This window comes from Pseudarthrobacter sp. MDT1-56 (genome assembly GCF_059383555.1).
Map to the genome: position 1 here is coordinate 1 of NZ_JBWZCK010000024.1, position 12,733 is coordinate 12,733.

The 12,733-nt window shown below is 62.3% G+C and carries 12 protein-coding genes, 1 pseudogene, 1 riboswitch and 1 other annotated feature; of the genes and pseudogenes, 5 read left to right on the forward strand and 8 right to left on the reverse strand.

Annotation, left to right across the window (positions count from 1 at the left end; translation table 11 throughout):
- Together AC50YC_RS19445 and AC50YC_RS19450 are read left to right on the forward strand one after the other, a co-directional pair.
- Positions 1-556 (forward strand): hypothetical protein (locus tag AC50YC_RS19445; protein ID WP_494954915.1); only part of this gene is annotated, 556 nt, incomplete at its 5' end.
- A 307-nt stretch (positions 557-863) separates the two neighbouring features.
- Positions 864-1,277, forward strand: a complete 414-nt coding sequence (locus AC50YC_RS19450) for a nuclear transport factor 2 family protein (protein ID WP_494954916.1) — start codon at positions 864-866, stop codon at positions 1,275-1,277.
- 125 nt (positions 1,278-1,402) lie between these two features.
- Here AC50YC_RS19450 and AC50YC_RS19455 read toward each other — a convergent pair whose 3' ends face one another.
- The gene (locus AC50YC_RS19455) at positions 1,403-1,558 is read right to left on the reverse strand and encodes a hypothetical protein (RefSeq protein WP_494954917.1); all 156 of its coding nucleotides are present in this window, start codon (positions 1,556-1,558) and stop codon (positions 1,403-1,405) included.
- A gap of 525 nt (positions 1,559-2,083) precedes the next feature.
- Positions 2,084-2,449, reverse strand: coding sequence for a cupin domain-containing protein (locus AC50YC_RS19460; protein ID WP_494954918.1), 366 nt, complete (start codon positions 2,447-2,449; stop codon positions 2,084-2,086).
- A gap of 323 nt (positions 2,450-2,772) precedes the next feature.
- Between AC50YC_RS19460 and AC50YC_RS19465 the strand changes: the two genes are divergently transcribed.
- Complete coding sequence (locus AC50YC_RS19465) at positions 2,773-3,468, forward strand: ABC transporter substrate-binding protein (RefSeq protein WP_494954926.1); 696 nt, start codon at positions 2,773-2,775, stop codon at positions 3,466-3,468.
- Positions 3,469-3,831: 363 nt separating this feature from the next.
- On the opposite strand, the gene thiC is transcribed toward AC50YC_RS19465, so the two are convergent.
- A complete protein-coding gene (gene thiC / locus AC50YC_RS19470) occupies positions 3,832-5,562 on the reverse strand; it encodes a phosphomethylpyrimidine synthase ThiC (RefSeq protein ID WP_494954919.1) in 1,731 nt (576 codons plus the stop codon).
- Positions 5,560-5,667: riboswitch (TPP riboswitch) on the reverse strand. It overlaps the preceding gene by 3 nt.
- A gap of 318 nt (positions 5,668-5,985) precedes the next feature.
- Here thiC and AC50YC_RS19475 point away from each other — a divergent pair.
- Positions 5,986-6,288, forward strand: a complete 303-nt coding sequence (locus tag AC50YC_RS19475) for an SRPBCC family protein (RefSeq protein ID WP_494954920.1) — start codon at positions 5,986-5,988, stop codon at positions 6,286-6,288.
- 247 nt (positions 6,289-6,535) lie between these two features.
- Positions 6,536-7,754 (forward strand): annotated as a pseudogene (locus AC50YC_RS19480) (IS3 family transposase).
- Positions 6,814-6,927, forward strand: a sequence feature (AL1L pseudoknot). (Overlaps the previous pseudogene by 114 nt.)
- A gap of 820 nt (positions 7,755-8,574) precedes the next feature.
- Here AC50YC_RS19480 and AC50YC_RS19485 read toward each other — a convergent pair.
- The 5 genes from AC50YC_RS19485 to AC50YC_RS19505 form a co-directional block, all read right to left on the reverse strand.
- Positions 8,575-9,288 (reverse strand): class I SAM-dependent methyltransferase, encoded by a 714-nt coding sequence (locus tag AC50YC_RS19485; RefSeq protein WP_494954921.1) that lies wholly within the window; start codon positions 9,286-9,288, stop codon positions 8,575-8,577.
- The gene (locus tag AC50YC_RS19490) at positions 9,285-9,563 is read right to left on the reverse strand and encodes a glutaredoxin family protein (protein WP_494954922.1); all 279 of its coding nucleotides are present in this window, start codon (positions 9,561-9,563) and stop codon (positions 9,285-9,287) included. Before AC50YC_RS19490 ends, AC50YC_RS19485 begins: the two co-directional genes overlap by 4 nt.
- Complete coding sequence (locus AC50YC_RS19495) at positions 9,560-9,922, reverse strand: ArsR/SmtB family transcription factor (RefSeq protein WP_494954923.1); 363 nt, start codon at positions 9,920-9,922, stop codon at positions 9,560-9,562. The genes AC50YC_RS19490 and AC50YC_RS19495 overlap by 4 nt, the downstream gene beginning before the upstream one ends.
- An 856-nt stretch (positions 9,923-10,778) precedes the next feature.
- Positions 10,779-12,245, reverse strand: a complete 1,467-nt coding sequence (locus tag AC50YC_RS19500; protein WP_494954924.1) for a multicopper oxidase family protein — start codon at positions 12,243-12,245, stop codon at positions 10,779-10,781.
- A complete protein-coding gene (locus AC50YC_RS19505) occupies positions 12,245-12,517 on the reverse strand; it encodes an SHOCT domain-containing protein (protein WP_494954925.1) in 273 nt (90 codons plus the stop codon). Before AC50YC_RS19505 ends, AC50YC_RS19500 begins: the two co-directional genes overlap by 1 nt.
- Positions 12,518-12,733 lie beyond the last annotated feature (216 nt).

Below are 12,733 nucleotides of genomic sequence, written 5' to 3' on the forward strand. Positions count from 1 at the left end.
CAACAGCAATGGCCAACTTCAAGACCAAAAACCAGCCGCTACCTGCGGCCGCCTAACCCAAAAAGAAACTAACCGGCTGTCTCACATCCTTGACACACCTCACCCTTGTGCTTATGCGCTGTCGGGTTCTTACTGGTGGGAGGAACCGAACCATCCGGTAGAGCTTGTCGCGGGCAGCATGTGTTCCGGCCACACAGGTCCCCTCCATATGTTGCAGATTGAATCGGTAAGCGGGTTCCAGCCAGGGAGTATTGGAGGAAAATCGATGTTCGCTAGAGTCAGCACCTATAAAACCGGCCCCGAGACCACCGCAGACGCGCCTTCGGAAGACATCGTCAAGAGGGTGCTTGAAATCCCCGGATGCCGGGGAATCTATTACTTAAACGGGAAGGAAACTGACAAGGCTCTCTCCATTACGCTATGGGATACCGAGGAAGCTATGAGTGCGAGCCGAGAGGCGGCAAACAGAATCCGAACAGAGACCAGCGATGCGCAAAAAACGCAGATCCTTGAAGTGGAAGAATTCGAAGTCACTACCAGCAGTCTCAACGACTGAGCGTCCGCCGATCGCCTGACCCTTCCGTCAGCGCCTGCTCCTCGCCGGCAGACGTCGGGGAGCTGAGGGGTGGCAGGGCCGGGACGTTCGCCAAAGAGGTCCGGGTCGGCCGGGACTTCCGCCACGTTAACCAACGGGGCCGCAACCGCGCTCGCACTGTACCGGCTTCGCGGTCACCTCGCCTCGATGGCTTGGGGGGACAGTGTTGCCTCCTTCGGCCAGGTTCCCGATATTCGGGCGGCTCGGCCCTGTGGAAAAGGCGCGCGTTATGTTGCCAACTTGTCCGTGAACCTCCACGATTGGGTGCATGAGTAGCGATCCGGAGGCGGTGGCGCAGCGCTGGGTTACATCCCTGTCGGCGCATGACCTGGAAGCGGCCGTGGATTGCTTTGACGCCGCCTATGTTGATGAAGCGCCGGCACGCCGCGGGGAATCCGTGCGGGGGCAGGACTCCGTCCGTCGAAATTTCAGCATGCTTCTTAGCGACCTGCCTGATCTCGCTGCCAACATATCCCGGACTGTGGCGGACGGCGATGATGTTTGGATGGAGTGGAGCATGCAGGGAACACGCCGGGATGGCACGCTCCTGGAGTTCGTGGGGGTCAACATCTTTCGGGTCAAAGACGGCAGATTCCGCTCGGGGCGGATCTATACGGAAATTGTGCGCGACGCCGGTGGGATTGAAGCGCAGATTAACCGTATGGCTAAGGGAAATAGCTGAGGACCCAATCGCTCCGTCCATGCCTTCATCCGAAACGACAGCCAATCACCGTTTTGAGCTGCGGAAGAGCCGAAGTGACCTGACGACCACCTGACCCGGGAGAGGGTGACACCTGGCCGCAGTAGTTAGGAATCCAGCCCCATCTCCGTCAGTCCCTGTCCCAAAACGAGCTCCAGTGTGGAGATCTGCATGTCATCCAAATGTTCCTTCATCCGCGCGATCATGGCCGGGAAATCCGTCCGCGCCCTGAACTCGTCGATCGCTTCCCGGCTCTCCCACACGGCGTAACTGAGATAGTTCCGAGGCTGACTGAGATCCCGAAGTAGCCGGGGACGCTGCAGGAGCCCGCGAATCGGAGGATCGACATCTTTTACGCCCGACTCCTCGAACGCCCGAGCGGATGCCTGTCAATGGCCTTGCCTTACTGACCAGCGGCCGGATGTATAGAACACCCCGCCGACAGCTGGCCGCTCAAGAGGTGGTTCGGCGGCATCCCTTGGCAGGTCATCGCCGGGCCGTCGAGGACTGGTCATCGACTGCTCCTTCTGCTAGTAAAAGGGACATCAGGCATGACCGAAACCAGGAGGCGTTCCGGCCTTGCCAGCAGCAAAAAACAAACCCATCTCGTCAGAGAGGGAGGGGAAGGGCGTCTGCGAGAATTACTACCAATTAACCAACAGTGGCGCTTGGGCACCCCAGCCGCGGTCGGGGCGCCCTTCTGGATACTAACGTTTGGGCCTTAGCTCATGGTTTGGCGTAGTCGGCGAACCCCTGCCAGTCGATCACCACGCAAGGTTCGTCTCCCACTACCCATGCGTCATGTCCAGGGCCATGGTGGCGAAGTCGCCAGGCCCATAATCCATTTCTTCACCGTCGTTCATAACGACCTTCATCCGGCCGGAAACGAAGTAGCCTATGTGGGCTGCCTGGCAGCTCTCCGTTTTTGCGATCGGTTTTACATGTTCGGACCAGCGCCATCCAGGCAGGAATGTGGCGCGGCCAACGGCGCCCGCTTGCAGGTTAACAAGTTGGAGCTGGCACGTACCACCTCCGAAGGGGCGGGTCTCCTCGGGCGAATCAAGGCTCTTGCGATCTAAACTTGGCATTTCATCTCCTATGGTCGGTAATGCTTTTTGTTGCGGGTGAGGCTCAGGCAACTGCTCAAAGGCCACCAGCCTCACGTGAGCCCGCCGTCAACGTGACACCGGTGGCCTACGACGAGAGCGAGCGTCACAGATCAAGGCCCGGCTACAAAAATTCCCTCGATGGCTTCCTCGCAGCCCGGCACGTGCGTGCCAGCATGGACCTGGGATAACCTGCTCACAACCTGGCCCGCGTTATCGAACCCAAAGTAATCGGCAGTGCCCTTGATCTCGTTGATGATCTCAGGAACGGCCCCGGGGCCGTCCATGACAGCATGGTCCGAAATGCCAAGTCCGGTGCAGGCAACGTGCGGGTCGGATATATCGGGCTTTCGGCCTGACCCGTAGCCGAGCTGAATGCAACCTCAGGAGTCGGTGGACGGCCCGTCACCGTTGAGCTTGTGGACGGCGGTGCCAGTCCGGCGGCTGTCGGAGCCAGGATCCGGGACCTCGTCCGCGAGCAACGCATCGATGCCGTAACCGGGTGGCACATTTCCTCTGTCCGTCTAGCCATCGCTCACGAGACAGCAGGAAAACTTCCCTACGTCTACACCTCCCTCTACGAAGGCGGAGAAAACAGGACCGGTGTGGTCTGTCTTGGCGAAACCCCTTCTACTCAGATTGCGCCGGCATTGAAATGGCTTCGCGATCAGGCCGGGCTTCGGCGCTGGCACGTCGTCGGAGACGATTACGTGTGGCCACGCCTTTCCTGCGCGGCAATCCGCAGCCAGAGTCAGGATCTTGGCGTCACGATCGTTGGGGAGCATTTCGTACCTTATGGCGGGGGCCGCATCCGCCATAAGGTGGACCTTGCGGAGCGCAGCGACTGTGACGGAGTCCTGATGCTACTGGTCGGTCAACACGCCGTTGACTTCAACCGCGAATTTGCCCGGCGAGGCCTCTCAAACCGAATTGCACGTTACAGCCCTCTCATGGAAGAGACCATGCTGCTAGCCAGCGGTGCCGGAGCAACAGAAAATCTCAACGTATCAGCCTCATACTTCAGGTCACTGCGGACGACCGAGTCAATGGACCTGGTCTCCGCCTAGACCCGGCTGCACGGATCCTCTGCGCCGCCCCTGAACAACATGGCCGAATCCTGCTATGAGGGCATCCGGTTCCTGGCAGACGCTGCAGCCCGTACGCGCAGCACGAAGGCCGACCGCATCAGCCCAAACACGGCGCAGGCCTCCTATGCAGGACCACGCGGAACCGTCAATTTTAACGACGGCAAAGCATTACAGCCGATTCATTTAGCCACGGCATCCGGCCTTGACTTTGACATAGTTGCCACCTTCTAAACTGGCGGGAGGCGGTGGTTTCAACGGCCCTGTTGAGCAGGTCTCGTAGTCCGGGGCCGGCCTTTCGGGCCCTGGCCGGCCCCGGAGGGCCGGCCAGGGCCGGACCGGCCCCTAGCTGCGGGGTAGGACGGGTTCGGGGAGGTAGACCTTCCCGCCGGATTTGCGGTATTCGTTGGATTTAGCGTTCATTCCGGCGATGGCTTCCTGTTCGGGCATGTCTCCGAACTGGTCGCGGATGTCCTGGGAGAGCCGCATGGAGCAGAACTTGGGTCCGCACATGGAGCAGAAGTGCGCGGTCTTGGCCGGTTCGGCGGGCAGGGTCTCGTCGTGGAAGGACTCGGCCGTGGCCGGGTCCAGGGAGAGGGCAAACTGGTCACGCCAGCGGAACTCGAAGCGTGCCTTGGACAGGGCATCGTCGCGTTCGTGGGCTCCGGGGTGGCCTTTGGCGAGATCCGCCGCGTGGGCGGCGATCTTGTAGGTGATCACGCCGGTCTTGACGTCGTCTTTGTTCGGCAGCCCGAGGTGTTCCTTGGGCGTGACGTAGCAGAGCATCGCGGTGCCGTAGCGGGCGATCTCGGTGGCTCCGATGGCCGAGGTGATGTGGTCATAGCCCGGCGCAATGTCGGTGACCAACGGGCCGAGGGTGTAGAAGGGTGCGCCGTCGCAGAGCTCCTGCTGGCGTTCGACGTTTTCCCGGACGAGGTGGAAGGGGATGTGCCCGGGGCCTTCGACCATGACCTGCACGTCGTATCCCCAGGCGCGCTTGGTCAGTTCGGCGAGGGTGTCTAGTTCGGCGAACTGGGCGGCGTCGTTGGCATCCGCGGTCGCGCCGGGCCGCAGGCCGTCGCCGAGGGAGAAGGCAACGTCGTACTTGGCGAAGATCTCGCACAGTTCATCAAAGTGGGTGTAGAGGAAGTTCTCCCGGTGGTGGGCCAGGCACCAGCCGGCCATGATGGAGCCGCCGCGGGACACTATGCCGGTGATCCGGTTTGCGGTCAGCGGCACGTAGCGCAGCAGCACGCCGGCATGGACGGTCATGTAATCGACGCCCTGCTCGCACTGCTCGATCACGGTGTCCCGGTAGATCTCCCAGGTCAGGTCATTGGCCTCGCCGTTAACCTTCTCCAGCGCCTGGTAGATCGGCACTGTCCCGATCGGGACAGGAGAGTTGCGGATGATCCATTCACGCGTGGTGTGAATGTCATGCCCGGTGGAGAGGTCCATCACGGTGTCGGCGCCCCACTGGGCCGCCCACTGCAGTTTGTCGACTTCCTCGGCGATTGAGCTTGTGACAGCCGAGTTGCCGATGTTCGCATTGATCTTCACCAGGAAGGACTTGCCGATGATCATGGGCTCGGATTCGGGGTGGTTGATGTTGTTGGGGATGATGGCCCGGCCCGCTGCGACTTCACTGCGGACAAGTTCAACGTCGCAGTTTTCCCGCAGTGCCACGAACCGCATCTCGGGTGTGATGATGCCTTGGCGGGCGTAGTGCATCTGGGTCACGGTCTTGTCGTCGAGGGCGCGGCGGGGCACCGGTTGCGCGCCTTTCCATTCAGCAGAAGCGGCTCCCCGGCGCACGGCTGACTTACCGTCGTCGAGCAGGTTCCGTTCCCGGCCGCCGTAGGGCTCGGTGTCGCTCCGGGATTCTATCCATCCGGACCGGAACGGTTCCAGACCGATCACAGGATCGCTTCCGGGACCGGCCGTCCGGTACGCCGTGAACGGTGGATTCTTCACCCCGTTCGGAGAGTCCTCCAAGGCGATCTCCGTGACAGGGACGCTAATGCCGTGTTCCGGGTCGCGGGCGTACGCGAGCGAATGCGAATTCATGGAGCTCATCAGTGGTTTCCTACTTCCTTCGCCGGCATGACCCGGACAGGTTCAACGGTCGCAGACTGCCTCAGCCCGATCTCAGCCCCTGCAGGGGCACCCGTGTGGATGTGATCGAGCCTACAGAAGCATCACTCCCGGTGGAAATCCGCTGGAGGAGCGACGGTCCCGCCGCAGAGGGTCGAAGAGGGGCTTTCGGCACTGGGGTTCTCGGCGGTGCGGTCGAAGCATTGGGGTTGAACATAGGAGATTTCCATGGAGACCAAGGTGCTAACCGAGATGCACATCGACGCTCCGGTGGAGACCGTGTACGCGTTCTTGGTGGACATGGAGAACACCAACCGCATCAATGCCTCCTTAATGGGCGGCACCGTTCAGATGGTGTAGAAGACACCGGACTGGGTCGGCACCACGTACCGGATATTCCGACACTTGATTGGTGGGCTGTACTACGAGTTCAGGGCGCGCAACGTCGAAGCCGTGCCGAACGAGCTCCTCGTGCAGACCACCGAGGGGTGGATCATGAAGCAGCTGATGTCGGGCACCCACGTCCTGCGCATGCAGCCAGAGGGATCCGGGACACACCTCACGATCGAGATCGCGCCGCCGGGCATCGCGCGCATCCCGGTGATCGGTCCCCGTCTGGCAGGCCGGATCAAGAAGACAATGGCGCGCGTGCACAAGCCGATGGACAAAGAGATCAAAGAGTTGCTCGAGAGCCACGCGGCTGGGTAGGCGACGCGTCGCCACGGCGGACACCGACCCACTTCCTCGCGTCAGACGGTCTGCTCACCAGCGTCGAGTTCGTTGATTGCGCGCCCGTCACGCAATTTCCCTCCGCCGGGCGCACACGCCGGACCCGGAGGAGCGTCAGATTCGTGGAAAGCACTCAGCCTGCGCTGTAAGTGGGCGACATAGCCCAATGCCTATGAACTGCCCCGGGTTTAATGGAGGGTGTTGAGTCCTTGAATGGATGAGCACCATGCCAGCACCAAAAAAGTATCCTGACGAGCTTCGCCAGAGGGCGGTCCGGCTTGTAATGGACGCGCAGAAGAACCCCAGTGGCCGGCGAGGAGCCTGCACCAGAATCGGCGCGCAGCTGGGCATCCCTACTGACACTATCCGCGGCTGGGTGCGGACCGTCGAGATCGACCAGGGCGTGCGCCCTGGCACTACAACCGACGACGCTACCCGTCTGGCAGAGCTTGAACGCGAGGTTGTTGAGTTGCGGAGGGCGAATGCGATCTTGAAATCAGCATCAGCTTTCTTTGCGGCGGAGCTCGACCGCCACTCCCGACGATGATCTCCTATATTGACAATCACAAGGAAGAATACGGGGTCGAGCCGATCTGCAAACAGCTGCCGATCGCCCCGTCAACCTACTACGCAGCCAAGGCACGCCCTGAGTCCAAACGATCAATTTCGGACGCCGTGACAACGGAAAAGCTTGCTCGGGTGCACCGGGAGAACTACAGCGTCTACGGGGCCAGGAAGGTCTATGCTGCCCTCAATCGAGAGGGACACCGGGTGGCCCGGTGCACAGTCGAGCGGCTGATGCGCCGAACCGGCCTGCACGGCGTTCGCCGGGCCAAAGGACCCCGAAACCGTGCCAGGGCCCTTGTCGGAGCGGCCGGCGGACTTGGTTCGTCGACAATTCCGCGCACCTGCTCCTAACTGCCTCTGGGTCGCAGACATTACATACATTCGAACTTTCTCCGGCTGGGTTTACGCGGCCTTTGTTCTGGATGTTTTCTCCCGCCGGGTGGTCGGCTGGCAGCTCTCCACAACCATGCACACGGCCTTGGCGCTGGACGCCTTGGAGATGGGCCTCTGGACCCGCGGACGGGATGGGAGAGACGTCTCCCAGCTGATCCATCATTCCGATCGGGGCGTGCAATATGGGGCCATCCGCTACACCGAACGCCTGGCTGAATCCGAAGCAGTCGCCTCCGTGGGAGCCAAGGGAGATAGCTACGACAACGCCATGGCCGAGGCGCTCAATTCACTCTTCAAGGCCGAGGCTCATCCGGAACAAAGGTCCTTGGACCGGCATCAACGACCTTGAAATCGCCGTCGCGGAATACATCGATTGGTACAACCACCGGCGTCTCCACGGGGAAATTGGATATATCCCATCTGCGGAAGCCGAAAGCAATTCCTACTCAAATCTGCCCGCTCTCAAACAGATGGAACGGGTCTAACAAACCCTCCACTAAACCCGGGGCTTGACACTATGCTGCCGGAGCGGGCACGCCGACGGCCTCAGCGACGGGCCCGAACGGGCGGTGGCCGTCGTGTTGTGCTGAAGCGGTGCCCGTCCCGGCCAGGGGACTGCCCCGGCTTTTCTCTCGATATCGGAGCGAAATCGCGCGCAAGACACAACTGCCCCGCCCGGACGGCCATTTAAGCAGTCTGGGCCGGGGCGCCGAAGCGGGCAAAAGAGGGTGTGCACAATGTGCAGACCCTGGGCTTCCGACCGGCTCGTACTGGTGCCGGACTGGGCCGGATTCCGTATGTTTTGGCGGGAGTCCAGTGTTTGCAAGGGCTGGAACGCGGTTCGAGTTACGCAGGTCAGGGGCTTGTTAGTACCTTTTTCGTGTGGGCAGTGTCCACACTCTCGCCTCTGATCTGATGTTCCGGTTGTGTGCGGTCCCGGAAACGGCCTATTCGGTTGTGTAGGGGAGCGGCTGCCGACGGCGGACCGGGTACCGCGCTGTGGAGTCCATTCTGGGTGTTCATCCTCGTTCGTCCTTCCGTCGGGTTTTCGCTTTCACCAATTCATTGCGGCCAGGGCCGCGTACAGCATGACTTGCTGATTATTCTTTAGATCGACATTGGGTTGCGGCCGGTCCGGGTTTTCCGCTCTGATACCTGTTCATGCAGGAGTGCGGGGGGAACGGCATGACCTGGCCCCTGATCCGGGGCAGACGATGAGTTCGTTGAGCGTGGCCAGCCGGTAGGCGGGGGGTCGATGACGGCGTCGGATTGCCCATATTTTTCTCCGCGATGGGGGCCGGTGTGTCAGCTCTCGGGGGAACTTCTTCGGCTGCGGTCCGGGGCGTCGTTGGCGGGGACCGTTTTGCGCTGGGTTACGCCCCACAGCCGGCGGGGCAGGTCGCCTTCTTCGAAAGTGACGATCTCGGGCGCGGAGAATCCTTGGCCGAGGCGGTTCACGAGGTCCTGGTCGAAGAAGTGGACGATGAATCCTCCGTGCTCGCGCATGTTGTCACCTCGGTCCAGGCCGGTGCCTGCGTGGGGATCTCCTGTGTGGCGGACGGTGTAGATGTTCCAGCCGCCGGGGCGAAGTACGCGGCGGACCTCGGCGGCGAGGGTGGTGAGCTGGCCGGTGGTCAGGGCCATGTTGAAGAGCATGTGGCTGAAAACGGCGTCCACGGATTCGTCCGGCAGAGGCAGCGGGTTGCGGACGTCGTGGGCGGCGGTGGTCAGCTTCCCGGCCACCCCGAGTGAGGCGGCCGCGTCGGAGAGTTCGGCCAGGCCTTCGGGTGCGTAGTCCAGCGCAGTCACGTTCATCCCTGCACGCAAAAACGCCATGGTGTCTGGACCCTGGCCAGCACCGAGTTCGAGAACGTCCCTGCCGCTCTCGCCTTCGCAGAGTTCCAGTGCGTGTAGTGCCGGCCCGCTGGGGGCCGGTCCGTACATGGCGGGGTTGGACTGGAAGGTGGTGCGCCAGTGCCGGCGCTGGTCGTCCATTACACGGGGGTCGACTCCGGTCATCGGGGATCTCCTGGTTCATCATCCGGCCGGGCGGTTTTCAACATGGGCAGCTGGTCTGCCAGGGTGCGCGGGTCGCTGCCGGCCGCTGCGCGCCCATCCGGGGTCAGTAGCACCGGAAGGGTCGTGAAACCGAGTTCAGCCAGCCGTTCGGCGGCTTCAGGGTCGCGGGTCACGTCGTGCATCCGCACTGGGTGCCCCAGCCCGGCGAGCCAGCGGCGGACGGCACTGCATTTACCGCATCCTGTGTGGCAAAACACCTCCACGGTCGCGATCATTCTGGACTCCCGACGGATGCCGACAAACGACGAAGGGCTTCTATCGCCGGTGCGACCGCGTCCGTGGCCAGACAGTAAAAGATGTAGGTGCCCCGTCGCTCCCCGCGGACCAGCCCGCGGTCACGCAGGACGCGTAGGTGGTGGGAGACTGCCGGTTGCCGGAGGCCGGTGGCTTCCACAATGGTGCTTACTGGCACGCACACTGACTCCAGCGTGGCGAGTATCTGCAGCCTGACAGGGTCCCCGAGGGCCTGGGCGAGAGCCGCCAGCTTCCGGGCTTCGTCGATGCCAGGGAATGGCGACAGGCTGGGCGGGTCCCGGGTTATGCCCGCTTCCGGGGCTGTGGCGTGGGTTCTCATGTATTTATCAACACATCTAGATGGATAGATATTCCAGGTGCTGGTGAAGGCCGGCTGATTCACCACGAGACACCGTGCGATCACAAAAAGCCGCCAAATAGCGCCAATGTCCACATATCTTCCCGGAAATCGATTCAGCGTTCTGAGAGAGCTGTATCGAACGAGAACTATTTAGGAGAAGAACGAGGCTGAGAGTCCTCTTTGAGGACTCAGGGGGCCCGGGTCAGGTCCTTTTCTCAGTTCGACTCCTTCTCGAATTCCTTCGTTTGCAGGGACGACGACGCGCCATTGCGGCAGCGAAGCGACTAGTGCAACTCTGCCTGTCCTTACCGCATCACGCAGCCCGGGCGGGACAATACATTCATGAGACTAGAACTGCTCCATATTGATGAGTGTCCCAATTCGGTCAGAGCGTACGAGCGACTTGAAGCAGCTCTGACCGCCTTGGGTCGTACCGATGTCGAAGTTCACATGCGCCTTCTAAAGTCCGTGACAGACATTGAGGGCACCGGATTTGCGGGTTCACCAACGATCACTGTCAACGGATCCGACGTCTTCCCGGATGGAGCATCCGCCGGCGCTTTGGCCTGCCGTGTCTACAAGACGCCCAATGGCTATGCCGGCCTGCCCACGATTGACCAGCTAACGGAGGCTCTCAGGAATAGTGGACTCTAACTCCACCACCGGCTCGTGCTGCGGCAGAGTGATGCAGCGTTGGAAATTGCATTTCCTGGGTCTGGGCCTTCCTGTAGCTGCCGGCGGTGTGGCCGGTGGGTTGCCATCCGGCTCCGACCGGATAGCCCCGGACGACACTGAATACGGCGCTGCACGTGCCTAGGTAGTCACTCCACACCTCTTACCGGACTTCGATGGCACCCATCATGCCGAGGTCCTCGTGGTCCAGGATGTGGCAGTGGTAGGCCGAGCGGCCGCGGAAGTCCGTAAAAGCCACCCTGACCTTTACATGCCCGTTTGCAGGTACGTTCACCACGTCCTGCCAGATTGCGGTGTCCGTCCCTTGGCCGTTTTCCTCGATTATTTGCATCGGCCAGACGTGCAGGTGGAAGGGGTGGTCCATGGGGCTGGTGTTGGTCAGCGTCCATTCCTCCACATTCCCGGCCGCTACCGTAGTGTCTGTTCTGGCCTCGTTGAACTCCCTGCCGTTGATGGTGAAACGCATCATGCCACCGCGCATGCCCATGCCCATGCCGGCGGCCAGGACGATCTGCCGGCGTGCCGCGACGGCGGCTGACCGAAGGTCTCCCAGCCCCCGCTGGGCGGGCACGGCCGCCAGGGCTGCGACCGGTTCGCCGGATACGCGGAGGGTGGCCAGTGCGGCGCCGCCCGGCTGGTCTGGAGGGTTGCGTGCGCCGGATCCCGGTCCCATCATTCCCGGCATGCTTCCCCGGTTCTGGTAGAGCGCGCGCAGCACGGAGTCCCCGGCCGTGGTGGTCACGAGGAGGTCTGCTCGGTTTCCGGGTGTAAGGAGAAGTTCCTCAACTGTCTCGGGTGCCGGGAAGCGGCCGGAGTCCATGCCGAGGAGCTGCAGCTGCTGTCCGTCGAGTCGGAGACGGAGGTAGCGGGACACGCACGTGTTGATGATGCGCCATCGTTCGCGTTGTCCTGGGCGGGCGCTGAATTGGGGGTTGCTTTGACCGTTGACCAGGATCAGTTCACCCTCCCGGCCCATCATTCGTTCCATCACCGGGACGTCCGGGATGTTCCCCAGGCCGTCCAGGGTGATGTCCGAAATGACCAGTACCCGTTCCGCACTTGACTCGATGGGGTCAAGGTCCTCGACGATGATTGCTCCGAAGAGCCCGGCGAATATCTGATCGGCGACCATGCCGTGGTGGTGGGGGTGATACCAGTACACGCCGGGCGGATGGTTTTCGGGAAGTTTGTATTCGTAATCGAAGGTGCCGCCGGGTTCCACCGAGACGAAGACATTGTCCCCGTTCCCTTCCGGGGAAACGTGGAGGCCGTGCACGTGCAGGTTGGTGGTCTGGGTCAGCTTGTTGACGAGCCCGATCTGCAGGACGTCGCCGGCGCGTAAGCGAAGCGTCGGGCCCGGGACGCCGTCGTTGTAGCCGAGGGCTGCGGCCCGCCGGCCCGCCAGCAGTATCTGTCCGGGTGCAGCTTCGAGCCGTACCTGCAGCCGGCCGTTTTTGCTCCGTTCCTCCGGAGGCTGGGTCAGGTCGCCGCCCGTAACGGGAGCCGTCCGCGACGTCAGGGTCCAGATCAGCCCGGCACCGCCGGCCGCTGTCCCCGCGAGGCCGAACCCGCCCAGTAGCAGCGCCTGGCGGCGGCTGATGGGCTTCACTACGGGCCCTCACCGAGCACTTTGAGTTGCTCGCGGTACTGGTCCGCGGTGAGTTCTCCTCTCGCGAAGCGCTCGTCGAGGATCTGGCGGGCCCTGCTCGCTCCGGCCGGCGGCGGTCCGCCTTGCCCGGGGGGGCCCGCCGGCCCGTATCCATTCCGGACACCGCCGCCAAAGACTCTGACCGCCAGCAACACCAGCAGCGCGATCCCAATGAGTAGCAGAGGAATCCAGAGCCACATCCATCCCATGCCTTGTCCGTAACCCCACATCATGACCGGCGCCTTTCGCTTCGGGTAGTTACTCCAAGTCTTCGCGTGGCGTCGGCTGCCAGGTAGGGTCCGAGGTCCCGGTCCACCCGGGCCGGTTTTCTACGCACCGCAACGGTCGGCGGAAGGTCTCGGCGCAGATCCTGCAGTGCTCGTGCGGTCAGGAGGCCTCGGCGGGCCGGAACGTGACTCCGCCGTCGGTGGAGACGACGACCCCGTTGG

Coding starts and splice junctions, on each gene's coding strand:
- AC50YC_RS19505 (WP_494954925.1), bottom strand. CDS start 12,517: ATGATGTGGGGTTACGGACAAGGCATGGGATGGATGTGGCTCTGGATT.
- AC50YC_RS19450 (WP_494954916.1), top strand. CDS start 864: ATGAGTAGCGATCCGGAGGCGGTGGCGCAGCGCTGGGTTACATCCCTG.
- AC50YC_RS19495 (WP_494954923.1), bottom strand. CDS start 9,922: ATGAGAACCCACGCCACAGCCCCGGAAGCGGGCATAACCCGGGACCCG.
- AC50YC_RS19485 (WP_494954921.1), bottom strand. CDS start 9,288: ATGACCGGAGTCGACCCCCGTGTAATGGACGACCAGCGCCGGCACTGG.
- thiC (WP_494954919.1), bottom strand. CDS start 5,562: ATGAGCTCCATGAATTCGCATTCGCTCGCGTACGCCCGCGACCCGGAA.
- AC50YC_RS19490 (WP_494954922.1), bottom strand. CDS start 9,563: ATGATCGCGACCGTGGAGGTGTTTTGCCACACAGGATGCGGTAAATGC.